The following is an 18,998-nucleotide window of genomic DNA, read 5'->3' as shown; positions in this document are numbered from 1 at the left end:
GCTTTTTTTTCAGTACTTAGAGACATTTTTACTCCTAAAAAAGAGCGATCAAATAGCAATTCAAAAATGGATTTATGACGGAAGTGTTCTAAATTTAACGTAGTTAATGCTAATTGATTAAAGGCTATCGTTAATTTTTGATAAATTTTTTTAGAATCAGCTAATTGAAGCACATTTCCAGGATTTGCACTAATAAAAATATCACCTCTATTCCCTTGCTCAATTTGTTGACGCAAGATTCCGGCTGGACCACAAAATGCTTTAATCTCTATATGATGAATTTGTCGAAAAATATCAGATAATTCTTGCAGAGCATAACAAAAACTACCTGCACTAAAAACAGTAATTGATTCCACAAGTTTTCCTTACTTTAATAACGTTTTATACAAGGGAACAAAATGCGTAAAAAAAGATTCTTTATATTGAGCTTGTTGTTCAAACATCGGTAAATGAAAAAGTGCGGTCAAATTTTCTGAGGTTAAAATATTCCTTGTTTCGCCAAATTTAAAATTTTGTTTATTTAACAATAAAGTTTTATTGGCTATCGCTACAGCTTGATTAGGTTGATGTGTTGTGAATACGACAGTCATGTTCTGTGATTGTGCCAAATCGATAAGTAAAGACAATACGATATCTTGATTTGCAAGATCTAATGCTGAAGTTGGCTCATCCAACAGTATCAATTTGCATTCTGAAGCAATGGCTCTCGCAATTAAAATTAGTTGTCGCTGCCCGCCCGAAAGCGAAGTAAATTCGCGCTTTGCCAAATGGGTCAAGTTCAAATAATCCAGTGCCCGCATGGCGACTTGATAATCATGCGGTTTCGGTTTGGCAAAAGTATTAATATGGGTTGAGCGCCCCATCAGCACAATATCCAATACGGAATAAGCAAAAGGCGAAGAAAAGAATTGCGGCACAAAACTGATAGATTGATACACCTCAATCTTGCCCTGAATCGGGCGATGAATGCCAAGCAACAAATCCAACAAGGTGCTTTTTCCGCAACCGTTTTGCCCTAAAATCGCCAGAATATCTCCTTTATTCAAATCAAAATTCAGTTGCTGAAACAGGAAGTTTTCCGCTTGGTAATAAAAACCTAGATTTTCCACGGAGAGCGCTTTATTCATTCATGCCTCTGCGTTTTAGTTTATATACCAATACACCAAACAACGGTGCACCAATAAGTGCGGTCAAAATACTGATTGGAATTTCGGCATCGGATAGGGAACGCGCAACATTGTCCACAAGCAACATATAAGTCGCCCCAACAAGCATGGTGCAAGGCAATAAACGTTGATGATTGGCGCCTACCAGCATACGGCTAAGATGAGGAATGATCAGCCCGACCCAGCCGATACTGCCGCTAATTGCCACCTGGCATGCCACTAACGAACCGCTTAAAAAGATCACTAACCAACGTAATGGGGTCACTTTCACGCCCAAAGCCTTGGCTTCTTTCTCATCTAAAGACAGTAAATTCAAGCGCCAACTTAAGCTGAGCAAAATCGAGCTACACAGCAAAAACGGGACAAAGAAAAAGAGGAGTTTTTCCCAGTTAGAGGTGGCAAAACTCCCCATCAACCAAAACACAATGCTTGGCAATTTTTCTTCTGTGTCGGAAATGTATTGCAATAGGCTCACTAGGGCTGAAAAAAGCCCGCTTAAAATCATGCCGATAAGAATAAGCATCAACAAGCTGCGTTGATTAAATTTGAAGCTAAATAGAAAAACCAAGGCAAACGTGCCGAAGCCAAATAAAATAGTGCTGGCAAATAAGCCGTATAAACTGAATCCAAAGAAAATTGCCAAGGTGCCACCGAAGGCTGAACCGGAGGTCACGCCGATAATATGCGGATCCACTAACGGGTTACGAAAAATGCCTTGTAATACCACACCACTCAATGCCAAACCGGCACCCACGCAAAGTGCGGTTAAAATTCGAGGTAAACGCACTTGAAAAATCACCTGTTGCTGCACTGGATCGATCTCAAGTGCGGTCGCTTTTGCCCACAGAATTTGACCAATTTGCGGTACAGACAAAGAATACCGCCCTATTCCCAAAGAAATCACGGCGGTAATCACAAGCAACAGCGTTAAGCCAAAGAGAATTTTAGGGTAACTATTTGGCTGCATTGTCGGGTTTGTAAGAAGTGCGGTAGAATTTTTGGTAATAATCGTTCACCATTTTATCCAAATCCACGTCTTGGAAACGTTGCGGATAAAGGGCTTTAGCCAACCATACTTCGCCCAATGCTAAGGCTTCCGGCATCGGGTATCCCCAGGCTTTAGCATATTCCGGCATCAAAAAAACTTTTTTATCTTTCAGTGCCTGAATATTCGCCCAACCTTGATCGTTCAAAATTTGTGGTACTACATCAGGATAACGATCTTGCACCAAAATCACCGCAGGATTCCATTCCAACACATTTTCTAGAGAAACCTGTTTGAAACCTTTAATGGTTGCCGCTGCGACGTTATAAGCGCCCGCATGTTCCATCATAAGCCCCGTATATTTACCGGAACCATAAGTGCCTAAATCCGGATTTGCCATATAAGTGCGCACACGTTTATCGGCAGAAACGTCGCCTAGGCGATCTGCCAACAACTTACGATTAGCAAAGGCAGCTTTCACTAACTCATCACCTTGTTGTTTTTTCTCAAACACCTCGGCAATCAGTTCAATGCCCTGTTTTAAGCCGTCATTATAAGCTTTATCTTCGTCAGTTAAGGTTGGATTAAGTTTACCTTTTTCGCCCACTTCACCAGTACGCAAGGAAATGGCTACCACAGGGATATTCACGTCACTGATTTGCTTGATCATTTCAGACGGTGCGTAGTTAGTCACAAACACCACATCCGGTTTTAACGCCAACAGACTTTCAATATTAACGGAATTCAAATCGCCCGGCATCGCCATGTTTTCCAGCTCCGGCGCAAGGCGAACATAGTTTTTGCCTAGTTGTTTCTTCCAGTTGGAAAGCACTCCCACAATCTGTTTTGTGGCATCCAACTGCACGGCAATATTCAAGGTTTGGTGCTGTAACACCACGGCTCGGTTAATGTGATCGGGAATTGTCACTTTGCGATCGAGTTGGTCTGTAATAATGCGATCAGCTAATGCTGAAAAAGAAAGGGAACCGAGCAAGCCGGCAATTAACAATGATTTAAGTTTCATCGCACATCCTTATTTTAAGTAAGAAAATATCATTATACACATATTTATATAATGATAAACTCTGTACTCATATCTTTTCAATCACCACCTTTATATCTTCTGGCGGTGCATAATAAGGTGCAGAAGTGATAAATAAACGAATACCCAATTTGGCGTAATCTGATACATTATTTTTATTTACTCCTCCAGCGACAGAAAGCAGAATATCTTTCTGTTTTGATTGAAGTAGATCTAAAGCCTTTTTCACATCCTCTAACGACCATTTATCCAGTTGAATAATGTCGGGTTCAGCCATATACATTTGCTCAAATTGAGCATAATTATCTGCTTCTAAAGTAATTTTATTTTCAGGTGCTTCTTGACGTAATCTATCCACAATTTTCGTCCAATCATTTGGATCAAAAAGTAAGTTTCGATGATTAGTAAAAACCAAAAGAGTTTCGCTAACGCCTTGGCGATGAATATGCCCACCAGCGGCTAATACAGCATTCGTCGCAAGTTTACGCGTATTAGGAATACTTTTACGCGTGCAAGCCACAACAGCATTTGGATTAACCGATTTGGCATTGGCAATCATTTCTGCAGTATATTGAGCAACCCCACACGACCATTCAAGCACCAATTGCACCACTTTCCAAGCTTGATGTAATTGTTCAGACATTCCTTCCGCACTGATCAACAAAGCACCTGATTCAACCCACTCCCCTTCTTTTACATATAAGTGCGGTTGAATATCCAGTTTTTTTAATAATTTTTCCGCAACAGAAACACCCGCCACAACCCCTGCATTTTTCCGCTTAAACAGAATTTTTGCCGGAATATTTTCAATACCAAGGGCATGAGTGGTTAAATCACCACGATAAATGTCCTCAAGCAATAAATCATCCAATTCTTTATCTGAAAAATAAATCATCGTAACTCCTTAAATTAATTGACCCTGATATAACTGAATCTGCTTACCTGAAAAATACTCGGCTTCTTTTGGCTCATGCGTTACTAAAATTGTTGTAATTTCATTTGTTTGAATTAAATTTTTTAACACTTTCCAAATATCTTTACGCGAAGACCAATCTAAAGAAGAAAAAGGCTCATCTAAAAGTAATAAATCAGGACGATAAATTAGTGCTCTTGCTAAAGCTTTCTCCACCGGACAACTGATGAGGATAGCGATTAATAAGATGATCTATTTTTAATTCAGATAATAATATCTGTTGTTCAGCATCAGATGCTGATGGATTAGCAAGTATTAAATTTCCTCGTACCGTTTTATGAGGAAACAAATAAAGTCGTTGATTCAAATAACGAAAATTTCTCTTCCACGGAGGATTATTTTCTAGAACTTGGTTATTCCATAAAATAGAGCCAGAATAATCAATATAACCAGCAATCGCATTTAATAAAGTCGTTTTTCCGCTACCTGATTCACCAACAACAGAAAGGCATTCACTTTTTTCAATTGAAAAAGAAATAGATTTTAAAATATTAGTTTGAAGATTCTGAACTATTAACATACTAAACAGCCCTATTAATCATCCGTAAAACTAGCAACAAACATGTAGATATAAATAAAAGCCATAATGATGCGCCAATAGCGATTTCAAAATCACCACTTGAAATATTCAAATAGACTGCCATAGGTAAAGTTTCGGTTTTAAATCGCGTTGCTCCTGCCAACATTAATGTGGCTCCGAACTCCCCTATTGCGCGAGACCAAGCTAAAACTGAAGCACAAACCAAAGGCTTCCAACACATAGGAATCTCTATTTTTATTAAAGTCTTAAACGGTGATAACCCAAGAGTATAAGATGCAAATTGATAACCTGATTCAAAGGAAGAAAAAATACCGCGAGTGCTACGCAATAAAATCGAACTCGCAATATAAGTCTGAGAAATAATGATCCCTACAGGGGAAAAAATCCATTTACTTATAAAAGGAAGTAGTTCAGCCAATATCGCTTGTGAACTAAAAAGTAGAAGCAAACTTAGACCTGTGACTAATGGTGGCAAAACCATTGGTAAATCAAACAAAGTGTCAAAAAATGATTGAAAAGGCAACCGCACTTGACTCATTCGCCATGCAGATGGAATAGCAATACATAATGCTAATATCAAAGAAAAAAGAGACGTTCCCAATGACATTAGCAATGCAAAATGCAATTCGGAATTAAATAATATTTGTTGAAAAAAATGAAAATCTAATTTTGCGATTAAAGAAAGCACCGATCCCATAACAACAAATAATAGTATTAATAATGGGATCAGCGCTAACTTTAAACTTAGACAATTATTTAGCCGGTAAGAAACCTTCATCAGTAAAATACTTCACGCCTTGAGGAGATTTAAAGAAATCAAATAACTGTTGAGCTTCTTTTGGATATTTAGAAGAAGAAAGTAGACCAATAGTAACTTTTTCTTCTGGTGTGCCTTTTGGACTTGGTAATAATTCAACCTTGTCTCGAACTTTCCAAGCACCTGAACGACCTACTACAGCTGCATCTACATCACCATTTAATAAATATAGCATTAATTGTTTTACCGTCGCAGCTTTCACAACAACTTTATCATTAAGTTGCTTTTGATATCCTGACAACTCAAACATTTTTTCAGCGCCTTTACCAAGAGCCATTGCTTTACTATCACCAATACCTAAACGTAATGAACTTTCAGCTAATGCTTTAAAAGAATCAATCCCTGAAATTTTGTCTTTACGAATAGCCATAACTGGAACATGCAATACTATGGTCCCTATATTGTTTACATCATTAGTTTTCTGTAATTTTGTGACATAATCCTCTGAACCCGCTAAAAAAAGATCACCACTTTTTACCGTGTTATAACGAGCTAGAATCTGCCCAGAACCACCATATTCAACAGTTACTTTATTTCCTGTTTCTTGTTCATATTGGTGAATAATTTTTTCCACAGACTCCTTCAGTCCTGCCCCAGCATATAAATACAAGTCTGCAGCTTGTACAGAAAATGTAGTTAAAATCATTGAAGTTACCGCAACTAATTTTTTCATTTTCTCTCCTTATAAAATGAGTTTCAGCGAAAATCGATATATATAAAATTGTATAATGAATTATTCGAAAGATTTATTCAATCTTTGGTTTATAAATTAATCGATTTTTTTCTAATTTCATGACATGGCACTAATTGACTTAATTTTGAAACAACAAAAAAGGTTGGGACTCCCCAACCTTTCACTTAATCTTTCAATAATTTAATTTTTTCAATCACGTTTGTTGTTGAACAACCATTTTCAAAGTTTAGTACTTTAACATCACCGCCGTTTGCCCAAACTTCTTTACTGCCTGCAATCTCTTCGGGTTTGTAATCTCCACCTTTGACTAAAAGATCTGGTAGAATTTCGCCGATTAAACGTTGTGGTGTGTCTTCGGTGAACGGCACCAACCAGTCCACTGATGCCAAACCAGCCAATACCGCCATACGGTTTTCAAGATTATTAATTGGACGACTTTCGCCTTTTAAGCGTTTAACAGAATCGTCGCTGTTTACCGCAACAATTAAACGATCGCCCAATTTGCGTGCATTTTCTAAATAAGAAATATGCCCTGGATGCAAAATATCGAAACAGCCATTAGTCATCACAATTTTTTCACCGCGTGCTTTAGCTTGTGCGACAGCATCTTTTAATTCTGCTTCACTCATAATGCCAAATCCAGTTTCAGGGCGAGCATGAATCGCATTTTCAAGTTCCACAGTCGAAACCGTTGAAGTGCCCAATTTACCCACCACAATTCCTGCGGCAACATTGGCTAGGTAACAAGATTCTTCGAAAGAACGTCCATCTGCCAATGCGGTTGCTAATACGCTAATGACAGTGTCACCAGCTCCTGTCACATCAAACACTTCTTTTGCAACGGTTGGCAAATGATAAGGTTCTTGATTTGGGCGTAATAATGTCATGCCTTTTTCAGAACGCGTTACCAAAAGTGCGGTTAATTCAATATCAGAAATTAATTTTAAACCCTTCTTAATAATCTCTTCTTCTGTATTACATTTACCCACAACGGCTTCAAATTCAGACATATTTGGTGTCAATAATGTCGCACCACGATAACGTTCAAAATCAGTTCCCTTTGGATCGATTAACACAGGCACATCCGCTTTGCGTGCAATTTGAATCATTTTCTGAACATCTTTAAGCGTGCCTTTGCCGTAATCAGAAAGAATCAAAGCACCGTAATTTTTCACCGCACTTTCTAACTTCGCTAATAAATCCTTGCAATCTACATTATTGAAATCTTCTTCAAAATCAAGGCGGAGCAGCTGTTGATGACGAGATAAAATACGTAATTTAGTAATGGTTGGATGGGTCTCTAATGCAACAAAATTACAATCAATTTTTTGTTTTTCTAATAAGAGGGAAAGTGCAGAACCAGTTTCATCTTGTCCAATCAATCCCATTAACTGAACGGGTACATTAAGTGAAGCAATATTCATCGCCACATTTGCAGCCCCACCCGCGCGCTCTTCATTTTCTTGTACACGAACCACTGGCACTGGTGCTTCTGGTGAAATACGGTTGGTTGCGCCGAACCAATAACGATCAAGCATCACGTCGCCTAATACAAGTACTTTTGCTTGCTTAAATTCTGCTGAATATTGAGCCATTTTAAAATCTCTCTATTTGAATAACCAAAATTGTGGCGATTTTACCACAACTCAAATTTACGATAAACTACGTCCCTAACTTACGTGGAAAGAACAATGAAAAACGAAAAACTCTCTCAATTTCAACCGCACTTTTTAGCCCCAAAATACTGGCTTTTTTGGTTAGGCGTGGCAATTTGGCGAAGTATTTTATGTCTTCCCTATCCTATTTTGCGCCATATTGGTCATGGTTTCGGTTGGCTGTTTTCACATTTAAAAGTGGGTAAACGTCGAGCAGCCATTGCACGTCGTAATCTTGAACTTTGTTTTCCTGATATGTCTGAAAACGACCGTGAGGCGATTTTGCAAGAAAATCTCCGCTCAGTAGGCATGGCAATTATCGAAACTGGCATGGCTTGGTTTTGGTCGGATTCACGTATCAAAAAATGGTCAAAAGTTGAAGGCTTACATTATCTAAAAGAAAATCAAAAAGATGGAATTGTTCTCGTCGGTGTTCATTTCTTAACGCTAGAACTTGGCGCACGTATTCTTGGTTTGCATCATCCTGGCATTGGTGTTTATCGTCCAAATGATAATCCTTTGCTTGATTGGCTACAAACACGAGGTCGTTTACGCTCTAATAAAGATATGCTTGATCGTAAAGATTTGCGTGGAATGATCAAAGCTTTACGCCACGAAGAAACCATTTGGTATGCGCCTGATCACGATTACGGCAGAAAAAATGCCGTTTTTGTTCCCTTTTTTGCGGTGCCCGATGCTTGCACAACCACTGGTAGTTATTATTTATTGAAATCCTCACAAAACAGCAAAGTGATTCCATTTGCGCCATTACGCAATAAAGATGGTTCAGGCTATACCGTGAGTATTTCAGTGCCTGTTGATTTTACGGATTTACAAGATGAAACGGCGATTGCTGCGCGAATGAATCAAATCGTAGAAAAGGAAATCATGAAGGGCATATCACAATATATGTGGCTACATCGTCGTTTTAAAACACGTCCAGATGAAAAGACGCCTAGTTTATACGATTAAAAGTGCGGTCGAATATCACCGCACTTTTTGATAGAATTTTCTCAAATTTAAAAAATTAACGAATAATCTCACCATGACAACCAATTATTCAGCTCAAGAAATTACCGTTCTTAAAGATCTCGAGCCAGTGCAAATTCGCCCGGGAATGTACACTGACACTACTCGCCCTAATCATTTAGCACAAGAAGTTATTGATAACAGTGTGGATGAAGCCCTTGCGGGTTTTGCCACAAAAATTGAAGTAATTTTGCACCCTGATCAATCCATTGAAGTCACAGACAATGGTCGCGGTATGCCTGTGGATATTCATCCTACGGAAGGCGTTTCTGGCGTAGAAGTAATCCTGACTAAACTGCATGCTGGTGGTAAATTCTCCAATAAAAATTATGAATTTGCGGGAGGTTTACACGGTGTGGGGATTTCTGTGGTAAATGCGCTTTCTGAACGCGTGGATATTCAAGTTAAACGCAATGGTGAAGTGTATAAAATTGCCTTTGAAAACGGCAGTAAAGTAGAAGAATTGGAAGTTATAGGGACTTGTGGCAGACGCACAACTGGAACAACTGTTCACTTCAAACCGAATCCAAAATATTTTGACAGCGCAAAATTTTCCGTTAGCCGCCTACGCCATTTATTAAGAGCGAAAGCGGTACTATGCTCAGGGCTTGAAATCAAATTCATTGATAAAGTAAACAATACTCAAGATATTTGGTTATATGAAGATGGTCTTTCCGATTACCTTATCGAAGCAGTAAATGGCTTTGAAACCCTTCCGGAAAAACCATTCGTTGGTGAATTTAAAGGAACAAATGAAGCCGTTAGCTGGGCATTACTTTGGTTGCCAGAAGGCGGTGAACTGATTGGCGAAAGCTACGTAAACTTAATTCCAACAATTCAAGGCGGAACACATGTGAATGGCCTACGCCAAGGTTTATTAGATGCTATTCGTGAATTTTGCGAATTTAGAAATCTATTACCACGTGGGGTAAAACTTACCGCCGATGATATTTGGGATCGTTGTTCTTACATTCTTTCCCTTAAAATGCAGGATGCACAATTCGCAGGGCAAACAAAGGAACGCTTATCATCACGCCAAAGTGCGGTGTTTGTCAGCGGTGTTTTAAAAGATGCGTTCAGCCTATGGCTAAATCAAAATGTACAAGATGCTGAAAAATTAGCAGAAATTGCCATTAGTTCTGCACAACGCCGATTACGCGCAGCAAAAAAAGTCGTGCGAAAAAAACTCGTTAGTGGCCCTGCATTACCAGGAAAATTAGCTGATTGTGGCTCGCAGGATTTAGAAAAAACGGAATTATTTTTAGTGGAGGGCGACTCTGCTGGCGGCTCAGCAAAACAAGCGCGTGATCGCGAATATCAAGCGATTTTGCCGTTACGTGGGAAAATTTTAAACACATGGGAAGTTTCCCCTGATCAAGTATTAGGTTCAACGGAAATTCACGATATCGCCGTGGCTCTAGGGATCGATCCTGACAGCAATGATTTATCACAACTTCGCTATGGTAAAGTCTGTATTCTTGCGGATGCTGACTCCGATGGCCTGCATATTGCCACCCTACTCTGCGCCCTGTTCTTACGTCATTTTCCGAAATTGGTACAAGACGGTCACGTTTACGTAGCAATGCCACCACTTTATCGCATTGACTTAAATAAAGAAGTCTTCTACGCATTAGATGAAAATGAAAAAGAGGCGATTTTAGATCGCTTGAAAAACAAAAAAGGCAAACCGAATGTTCAACGCTTTAAAGGTTTAGGTGAAATGAACCCATCGCAGTTGCGTGAAACAACAATGGATCCTAATACGCGCCGTCTCGTTCAATTAACTTATGATTTAGGGGAAGATCAAGGCTCAGATACTTTAGAACTGATGGATATGTTATTAGCGAAAAAACGTTCCGAAGACCGTAAAAATTGGTTACAAGCGAAAGGCGATCAGGTTGATTTATCTGTTTAGACTAAATTAATCTCAGCAAATCTGAATTTTAATAAATTAAGAATATATCAATTAACAGAAACAAAAATGACAAATATCAACTATGAAGGCATTGAGCAAATGCCTCTACGCACCTTCACTGAAAAGGCTTATCTCAACTATTCTATGTATGTCATCATGGATCGTGCGTTGCCTTTTATCGGTGATGGTTTAAAACCCGTTCAACGTCGTATTGTATATGCGATGTCTGAACTTGGCTTAAATGCCACGGCAAAATACAAAAAATCTGCTCGTACCGTCGGTGATGTACTTGGTAAATTCCATCCACATGGTGACAGCGCTTGTTATGAAGCTATGGTGTTAATGGCACAACCCTTCTCCTATCGTTATCCGCTTGTAGATGGTCAAGGTAACTGGGGGGCACCAGATGATCCAAAATCCTTCGCTGCCATGCGTTATACGGAATCTCGCCTATCTAAAATCTCTGAAATCTTGTTGAATGAACTCGGACAAGGAACAGTAGATTATCAACCAAACTTTGATGGAACCTTGGCTGAACCACAATATTTACCTGCTCGTTTACCTCATATTTTATTGAACGGCACAACAGGTATTGCGGTGGGGATGGCCACAGATATTCCACCACACAATATTAACGAAATTGCTGATGCAGCAGTAATGTTGCTAGATAATCCTAAAGCGAGATTAGATGATGTACTTGAAATTGTTCAAGGCCCAGATTTTCCAACAGAAGCTGAAATTATTTCGCCAAAATCAGAAATTCGTAAAATTTATGAGCAAGGTCGTGGCTCAATAAAAATGCGTGCAACTTGGAAAAAAGAAGACGGTGAAATTATTATCTCAGCGCTTCCACATCAATCTTCTCCCTCAAAAGTTATTGCACAAATAGCCGATCAAATGACGGCAAAAAAACTGCCAATGCTAGAAGATATTCGAGATGAAGCCGATCACGAAAACCCAATTAGAATTGTACTAGTTCCTCGCTCAAATCGCGTCGATACTGATGCCTTAATGGCACATTTATTCGCGACCACAGATCTTGAAAAAAGCTACCGTGTAAATATGAATATGATCGGGCTTGATCATAAACCAGCGGTAAAAGGCTTATTAGAAATCTTAAATGAATGGCTCACTTTCCGTCGCACAACGGTCACTCGTCGCCTTCAATATCGCCTAGATAAAGTACTCTCTCGCTTGCATATTTTAGAAGGCTTGATGATAGCTTTTTTAAATATTGATGAAGTTATCGAAATTATACGCCACGAAGATGATCCAAAAGCAGAGCTTATGGCACGCTTTAATTTAAGCGATGAACAAGCCGATGCCATTTTAAATTTACGCTTACGCCATTTAGCGAAATTAGAAGAAAACCAACTCAAAGCAGAACAAGATGAACTTGAAAAAGAGCGGTTAAATTTAGAAGCAATTTTAGGATCAGAACGCCGTTTGAATACGCTTATCAAAAAAGAAATTCAAGAAGATGCAAAAAAATATGCCAGTCCACGTATGTCTCAACTGGTCGAACGTGAAGAAGCCAAAATGATCTCTGAAAGTGATATGACGCCAGCAGAACCAGTTACTGTCATCTTATCAGAAATGGGCTGGGTACGTTGTGCAAAAGGACACGATATTGATCCTAAATCATTAAGCTACAAAGCTGGCGATAGCTATCTAGCTCACGCTTGTGGCAAAAGTAATCAAGCCGTTGTATTCATTGATAGCACGGGGCGGAGTTATGCACTCGATCCGCTTTCATTGCCTTCCGCTCGCTCCCAAGGCGAACCACTTACAGGTAAACTCAATTTACCCACTGGTGCGACCATTGAATATGTTGTAATGGCCAGCGAACAGCAAGAATTATTGATGGCTTCTGATGCGGGATATGGTTTTATTTGTAAATTTGAAGATTTAATTGCACGTAACAAGACTGGAAAAGCCTTGATTTCTTTACCAGAAAATGCCAAAGTGTTGAAGCCTAAAACATTGATAAATTCTACCGCACTTGTTGTCGCAATCACATCAGCAGGCAGAATGTTGATTTTTCCAGCACAGGATTTACCGGTATTATCAAAAGGTAAAGGCAATAAAATGATCACTATTCCCGCAGCGAATGCAAAAGATCGTAGCGAACTATTGACAAAATTATTGCTTATTTCAGATCAAGCAAGTCTTGAATTTTATTCTGGAAAACGAAAAATTGTATTAAAACCAGAAGATCTGCAAAAGTTCCGCGCAGAACGAGGCAGAAAAGGTTCGACATTACCACGTGGATTACATACCAATCTTGAAATTATGGTAGTCGAGCCGTAACACAACACATCACTTAAACATAACATAGGGAGATCCAATTTATGAGCTATACTTTTAGCACGTATGAAACCCTTGCATTAGCAAGCTTAGTTTTGCTATTGGGCTATTTTTTGGTTAAACGCATTAATGTATTAAAAACATTTAACATTCCAGAGCCAGTTGTTGGTGGCTTTATTGTTGCCATTGGTCTTTTAATTTGGCACAAAATTGATGGAACATCCTTTAACTTCGATAAAAATCTACAAACCACAATGATGTTAGTGTTTTTTACTTCTATCGGTTTAAGTGCCAACTTTTCCCGTCTAATTAAAGGCGGAAAGCCACTCGTTGTATTTCTATTCATTGCTGCATTATTAATCTTCGGACAAAACGTTATTGGCATTGCAAGTTCAATGGCATTAGGAATCCATCCCGCTTATGGCTTACTTGCAGGTTCAGTAACCTTAACAGGTGGTCACGGCACTGGAGCTGCTTGGGCGGATACATTTACACATCAATTTAATCTACAAGGTGCAACGGAAATTGCCATTGCCTGTGCAACTTTCGGTTTAGTATTCGGTGGTATCATCGGTGGTCCTGTCGCTCGTTTCTTATTAAATCGCCAAAAACAAGGCGAAAATCCTGAAAATGATGAAGTTGATGACATTCAAGAAGCATTTGAACACCCAACTTATAAACGTAAAATTACTGCACGTTCATTAATTGAAACAATTGCAATGATTTCAGTATGTTTATTAATTGGTCAATATTTAGATGTGCAAACAAAAGGTACTGCACTCCAATTACCAACTTTCGTATGGTGTTTATTCACTGGTGTTATTGTCCGCAATATTTTAACCAACATTTTCCGTTTCCAAGTAGCAGAATCCGCTATTGACGTATTAGGTAGCGTAGGCTTATCCATCTTTTTAGCAATTGCTTTAATGTCATTAAGACTTTGGGAACTTGCAGGTTTAGCAATTGACGTATTAATTGTTCTGGCTATTCAAGTAGCATTTATGGCTGCCTTTGCAATTTTCATTACTTATCGAGCAATGGGTAAAGATTACGATGCCGTCGTATTAAGTGCTGGACACTGTGGTTTTGGTTTAGGCGCAACCCCAACAGCAATCGCAAATATGCAAGCTGTCACCAGTCGTTTTGGGCCATCGCACAAAGCATTTTTAATCGTTCCAATGGTCGGAGCATTCTTTATCGACTTAATCAACGCTGCGCTATTAAAAGTTTCATTTGCAGTTGTAAATATGCTTGCGTAAAGTGCGGTTGAAATTGACAATGTTTTAGAGAAATGCCTTTATCTTGAATTGATAAAGGCATTTATTTCAATATAATCAATTATTTCAGCTGCAATATCAATCCCACTTGTTTTTTCAATCATTTCTAAGCCTGGGCTTGCATTCACTTCTAAAACCAATAATCCATTTTTTGAACGGATTAAATCCACGCCAGCTACATCTAAACCGATAGCTTTTGTTGCTTGAATGGCTATCTGCTTTTCTTCATCGCTTAGGGTAATTTTTTCGGTTTTTCCGCCACGATGGCAATTCGCCCGAAACTCACCATTTTGCCCAATTCTCTGCATCGTTGCGACCACTTGATCACCCATCACAAAACAACGAATATCCGCATTGCCCGCTTCTTCGATAAAATCTTGTTGCAACATAGATATATTGGTTTGCTTAAAAGCTTCCATAATGCTCACCGCACTTTGTGGCTTTTCAGCTAAAATTACCCCAATTCCTTGTGAACCATTTAGCGTTTTTAAAATTGTCGGCGAACTGATATGAGGTATCGTCGCCTGAGCTTGTACTTCACCGCCACTAAAAAGTGAATTGGGAACAGGAATACCAGCCTTCAGCAAAAGTTGCAAACTTTTCCACTTATCACGTGCATTTAAAAATGCCTGAGATGAATTTAAACAAAAAGTCCCTTTGCCTTCAAAATGTTGTAAGACTGAACATCCCATTTGCGTACTTGTTGTGCCAAATCGAGGCAAAACTGCATCATAATCAGGCAATAAATAAGGTTTCGACTCTGAAGTTTCTTGATAAAAAATCTGAAAGTGCGGTGGATTTTGTGAGAGTTTTAATAGGCAACGATTCGGATCTAAAATATCCATCTCATATCCTTGATGTTTAGCCGCTTCTTTTAAGCGTTGGCAACTATAAAGACGAGGTTCGCGGCAAAGCATTAGTAATTTCATAATATTTCACTCATTGTCTAGGATGTTCCGTATATTACACGAATAAAAACACTTTATGTAGACGATAAAAATCAGGTAGAATTGCCTAGAATTTTTAACTCAAAAAAGGAAATCTTATGTTCGTTACTATTTTTGGTCGTCCGGGCTGCCCTTACTGCGTACGAGCAAAAAACCTGGCTGAAAAATTAAAAGGCAAAGTTGCTGATTTTGACTATCGTTATGTGGATATTCACGCAGAAGGCATTACTAAAGAAGATTTATCAAAATCTGTTGGTAAACCAGTAGAAACCGTACCACAAATCTTTATTGGTGAAAAACCAATTGGTGGTTGCACTGATTTTGAAGCATTAATGAAAGAACAATTTGGTATCGTTGCTTAATTTTTCTTTTTAATTTATACAAAAAAGCCACTTTCAATCGAAAATGGCTTTTTTCATAGAAGAGTTTTAACCGTTATAACGTTTAAAAATTAATGTCGCATTTGTACCACCAAAACCAAAGCTGTTTGACATGACAGTTTGTAATCCTGCATTTTCTTTCGTCTCAGTAACGATATTGCAACCTTCAGCGGCTTCATCTAAGGTTTCGATATTAATACTTGGTGCAATAAAATCATTATCCAACATTAATAACGTGTAAATTGCTTCGTGTGCACCCGCCGCACCTAAAGAGTGACCAGTCATTGATTTAGTTGAAGAAATCGCTGGGATTTTGTCACCAAATACATTTTTGATTGCACCTAATTCTTTCACGTCACCTACTGGTGTAGATGTACCGTGTACATTGATGTAATCAATTGGGGTATCGACAGTTGCCATTGCTTGTTTCATACAACGCTCTGCACCTTCACCACTTGGTGCAACCATATCGTAACCATCAGAAGTTGCGCCATAACCTACAATTTCAGCGTAAATTTTTGCACCACGAGCAAGTGCATGTTCTAATTCTTCCACAACCACAACAGCACCTCCACCTGCAATAACGAAACCGTCACGATTTGCGTCATAAGCACGAGATGCTTTTTCTGGCGTTTCATTGTATTTAGTTGAAACTGCACCCATTGCATCAAACTCAGTAGCACATTCCCAAGATAATTCTTCTGCACCACCAGCAAAAACGATATCTTGTTTGCCTAATTGAATTAATTCAACCGCATGACCAATACAATGTGCAGAGGTTGCACAAGCAGAACTCATAGAATAATTCACACCACGAATTTTATAAGGTGTTGCTAAACAAGCTGAAACACTTGATGCCATGGTTTTCGTTACAGCGTAAGGACCAATCGCTTTTACACCGCGAGGCCCACGAACCGCATCACAAGCCACTAATTGATTATGTGCAGACCCCGTACCTGCGCCAATCACTAAGCCAGTACGATCATTAGAAACTTGATCTTCTGTTAAGCCTGCATCTTCAATCGCTTCACGCATAGAAAGATAAGCATAAGCCGCTGCATCACCCATAAAACGGAACACTTTACGATCAATGTGCTCGCTTGGGTTTAATTTGATTGTTCCGGCAACATGGCTACGCATATTCATTTCTACAAACTCAGGCACAACTTCAATACCTGATTTCCCTGCTTTTAATGAAGCCAATACTTCTTCTTTGTTGTTACCGATACTTGAAATAATCCCAAAGCCTGTAATTACAGTTCTTCTCATTGCTTCTTCCTTATTGTTTTATATGTAAAAATAACGACCCAAAATTACTACGAAATAAAAATATTTCAAGCAATAATTCATTTGTTCGACCAGTTCAGAAAATCGCGTTATTATACGCAAATTTCATTAGGCAAGAAAGGAATAAAAAATGACCTTTAGCGTCCAACATGCTGAGATTCACTTCAACCAAAACCATATTCCCGTCTCAGATCAATTCGATGATGTCTATTTTTCTAACGAAAATGGATTGGCAGAAACCGATTATGTTTTTCTACAAGGTAATCAACTTTGGGAACGTTGGATAACACACAAAGAAGCTAATTTTGTCATCGCTGAAACAGGATTTGGTACAGGATTAAATTTCTTTGCAGCAACCAAATTGTTCCGTGAATTTCGCCAGCAACACGAGAATCATCCTTTAAAACGCCTAAATTTTATTTCCTTTGAAAAATATCCGCTAAAAATCACCGCACTTTTGCAAGCGCATCTTGCCTATCCGCAGTTTGAAGATTTAAGCGCTCATTTGCAACGTTATTGGCCTTCATTGATTCTAGGTTGTCATCGTATTCATTTTGGAGAGACAACCTTAGATTTATGGCTGGGTGATGTATCAGAAAACTTGCCACAACTTGGCGATTATATGAATGAACGTATTGATGCTTGGTTTTTAGATGGCTTTGCGCCAAGCAAAAATCCTGAAATGTGGAATGATGATCTCTATAACTTAATGTTTCGTTTCACGAAACCCAATGGTTCTTTTGCCACTTTCACCGCAGCAAGTTCGGTCAGAAAAGGACTTGAATCCGCAGGCTTTAACGTGACAAAATGTAAAGGCTTCGGCAAAAAACGAGAATGTTTAAGTGGGCTAAAAATACAATCAAAATCTACCGCACTTTCAACACCTTGGTATCTCGCTCAGCCTGCGAAAATGGAAAAACAAGATGTCGCTATTATCGGCGGTGGTATTGCTTCTCTTTGTGCTGCCATTTCCTTAGTAAAACGAGGGGCAAAAGTTACCATTTATTGTGAGGATGACGCGCTCGCACTCAATGCCTCAGGCAATAAACAAGGTGCATTTTATCCGCAACTTAGCGATGATAATGCGCTCACCGTTGATTTCTACCTGCACGCTTTCAGTTACGGTCGCCAATTACTTGATTGGGCAATTGAACAAAACATAGCGTTTGAACACGAATTTTGTGGCGTGGCACTATGTGCTTACAACGAAAAAAGTGCGGTTAAATTAACAAAGATTTCTCAGCTTGGTTTGCCGAACGAAATCTTCCAAATGCTGAATGCTGAACAACTCAGTGAAAAAGTGGGATTACCGCTTAATTGCGAAGGCGGTTGGATTGAACAAGGGGCTTGGCTTGCACCAAGACAATTTGTTCAAAATGCCTTTTCATTTCTTGAAAAGCAGGGTGTCATCATTAAAACCGCACAAAAAATTACCGCACTTTCTCAGCTAGAAAAAGGTTGGGAACTAAAAAATATGCAAGGTCAAAAATACTGCCATGAAGTCGTCATTCTTGCGAACGGACATAAAATTACTGATTTTGTTCAAACAGAAAAGCTACCGCTCTACCCTATTCGCGGGCAAGTCAGCCAAATTCCAACATCAGAAAACTTACTCAAACTGAAATCTGTACTTTGTTATGATGGCTATCTTACTCCAGCCAATCAATTAAAAACCTCCCATTGCATCGGCGCAAGCCATGTTCGTGATAATGTTGATCGCCATTTTAGCGAACAAGAACAACAAGAAAACCAACAAAAACTCCAACAAAATATCGCCCAACCTTGGACGCAAGATGTGAATACATCAGATAATCTCGCTCGTGTAGGCATTCGTTGCTCTGTAAGAGATCTTGCCCCAATGGTGGGAAACGTGCCTCATTTTGAACAGCAACAAGCGGATTATTACAATCTATTTAACCTCCGCCGCCGTAAACAACCTATTCAAAGTGCAGCCAATTTTCAGAATCTTTTCTTAATCGCAGC

At 39.0% G+C, this 18,998-nt stretch carries 16 protein-coding genes and 1 pseudogene; 6 read left to right on the top strand and 11 right to left on the bottom strand.

Translation table 11 applies throughout. From position 1 onward, the window contains the following. The 9 genes and pseudogenes from HMPREF2813_RS01140 to hldE all read right to left on the bottom strand — a co-directional run. Nucleotides 1-356: substrate-binding domain-containing protein (locus HMPREF2813_RS01140; RefSeq protein ID WP_186821728.1), on the bottom strand; the 356-nt coding region annotated here is incomplete at its 3' end. A 9-nt stretch (nucleotides 357-365) separates the two neighbouring features. Next, a complete protein-coding gene (gene molC / locus HMPREF2813_RS01135; protein WP_014550806.1) occupies nucleotides 366-1,127 on the bottom strand; it encodes a molybdate ABC transporter ATP-binding protein MolC in 762 nt (253 codons plus the stop codon). After that, nucleotides 1,120-2,133, bottom strand: coding sequence for a molybdate ABC transporter permease MolB (gene molB / locus HMPREF2813_RS01130; protein WP_014550807.1), 1,014 nt, complete (start codon nucleotides 2,131-2,133; stop codon nucleotides 1,120-1,122). Before molB ends, molC begins: the two co-directional genes overlap by 8 nt. After that, complete coding sequence (gene molA, locus HMPREF2813_RS01125; protein WP_014550808.1) at nucleotides 2,120-3,175, bottom strand: molybdate ABC transporter substrate-binding protein MolA; 1,056 nt, start codon at nucleotides 3,173-3,175, stop codon at nucleotides 2,120-2,122. Before molA ends, molB begins: the two co-directional genes overlap by 14 nt. Nucleotides 3,176-3,242: 67 nt before the next feature. Further along, a complete protein-coding gene (modD, locus tag HMPREF2813_RS01120; RefSeq protein WP_048946977.1) occupies nucleotides 3,243-4,088 on the bottom strand; it encodes a ModD protein in 846 nt (281 codons plus the stop codon). A gap of 9 nt (nucleotides 4,089-4,097) precedes the next feature. Further along, nucleotides 4,098-4,686: pseudogene (locus HMPREF2813_RS01115) on the bottom strand (ABC transporter ATP-binding protein). Nucleotide 4,687: 1 nt separating this feature from the next. After that, a complete protein-coding gene (locus HMPREF2813_RS01110; protein WP_014550809.1) occupies nucleotides 4,688-5,485 on the bottom strand; it encodes an ABC transporter permease in 798 nt (265 codons plus the stop codon). Next, complete coding sequence (gene modA, locus HMPREF2813_RS01105; RefSeq protein WP_005687813.1) at nucleotides 5,460-6,197, bottom strand: molybdate ABC transporter substrate-binding protein; 738 nt, start codon at nucleotides 6,195-6,197, stop codon at nucleotides 5,460-5,462. The genes HMPREF2813_RS01110 and modA overlap by 26 nt, the downstream gene beginning before the upstream one ends. Before the next feature lie 185 nt (nucleotides 6,198-6,382). Further along, complete coding sequence (gene hldE / locus HMPREF2813_RS01100; protein WP_048946976.1) at nucleotides 6,383-7,813, bottom strand: bifunctional D-glycero-beta-D-manno-heptose-7-phosphate kinase/D-glycero-beta-D-manno-heptose 1-phosphate adenylyltransferase HldE; 1,431 nt, start codon at nucleotides 7,811-7,813, stop codon at nucleotides 6,383-6,385. A gap of 96 nt (nucleotides 7,814-7,909) precedes the next feature. Here hldE and htrB point away from each other — a divergent pair, with 96 nt between their 5' ends. The 4 genes from htrB (at nucleotide 7,910) to gltS (ending at nucleotide 14,383) form a co-directional block, all read left to right on the top strand. Beyond that, nucleotides 7,910-8,845 (top strand): lipid A biosynthesis lauroyl acyltransferase HtrB, encoded by a 936-nt coding sequence (gene htrB, locus HMPREF2813_RS01095; protein WP_048946975.1) that lies wholly within the window; start codon nucleotides 7,910-7,912, stop codon nucleotides 8,843-8,845. A gap of 73 nt (nucleotides 8,846-8,918) precedes the next feature. Beyond that, complete coding sequence (parE, locus tag HMPREF2813_RS01090; protein ID WP_005667015.1) at nucleotides 8,919-10,817, top strand: DNA topoisomerase IV subunit B; 1,899 nt, start codon at nucleotides 8,919-8,921, stop codon at nucleotides 10,815-10,817. Nucleotides 10,818-10,883: 66 nt separating this feature from the next. Further along, the gene (parC, locus tag HMPREF2813_RS01085) at nucleotides 10,884-13,127 is read left to right on the top strand and encodes a DNA topoisomerase IV subunit A (RefSeq protein WP_048946974.1); all 2,244 of its coding nucleotides are present in this window, start codon (nucleotides 10,884-10,886) and stop codon (nucleotides 13,125-13,127) included. 41 nt (nucleotides 13,128-13,168) lie between these two features. Continuing rightward, nucleotides 13,169-14,383: a sodium/glutamate symporter gene (gene gltS, locus HMPREF2813_RS01080; RefSeq protein ID WP_048946973.1), complete on the top strand. Its 1,215-nt coding sequence runs from the start codon at nucleotides 13,169-13,171 to the stop codon at nucleotides 14,381-14,383. Nucleotides 14,384-14,421: 38 nt separating this feature from the next. Here gltS and HMPREF2813_RS01075 read toward each other — a convergent pair whose 3' ends face one another. Next, nucleotides 14,422-15,330 (bottom strand): RimK family alpha-L-glutamate ligase, encoded by a 909-nt coding sequence (locus HMPREF2813_RS01075; RefSeq protein ID WP_048946972.1) that lies wholly within the window; start codon nucleotides 15,328-15,330, stop codon nucleotides 14,422-14,424. A gap of 116 nt (nucleotides 15,331-15,446) precedes the next feature. On the opposite strand from HMPREF2813_RS01075, the gene HMPREF2813_RS01070 reads away from it, so the two are divergent. Beyond that, nucleotides 15,447-15,710: a GrxA family glutaredoxin gene (locus tag HMPREF2813_RS01070; RefSeq protein WP_048946971.1), complete on the top strand. Its 264-nt coding sequence runs from the start codon at nucleotides 15,447-15,449 to the stop codon at nucleotides 15,708-15,710. A gap of 66 nt (nucleotides 15,711-15,776) precedes the next feature. On the opposite strand, the gene fabB is transcribed toward HMPREF2813_RS01070, so the two are convergent. Then, entirely contained in the window at nucleotides 15,777-16,997 is a 1,221-nt protein-coding gene (gene fabB, locus HMPREF2813_RS01065; RefSeq protein WP_005655138.1) for a beta-ketoacyl-ACP synthase I, read from the bottom strand. A gap of 148 nt (nucleotides 16,998-17,145) precedes the next feature. Here fabB and mnmC point away from each other — a divergent pair. Further along, the coding region (gene mnmC / locus HMPREF2813_RS01060) for a bifunctional tRNA (5-methylaminomethyl-2-thiouridine)(34)-methyltransferase MnmC2/FAD-dependent 5-carboxymethylaminomethyl-2-thiouridine(34) oxidoreductase MnmC1 (RefSeq protein ID WP_070646932.1) at nucleotides 17,146-18,998 on the top strand (1,853 nt) is incomplete at its 3' end.

The sequence above is a fragment of the Haemophilus sp. HMSC066A11 genome (assembly GCF_001811665.1).
Classification (GTDB): Bacteria; Pseudomonadota; Gammaproteobacteria; order Enterobacterales; family Pasteurellaceae; genus Haemophilus; species Haemophilus influenzae.
This window is presented reverse-complemented; position numbering and strand designations above follow the sequence as displayed.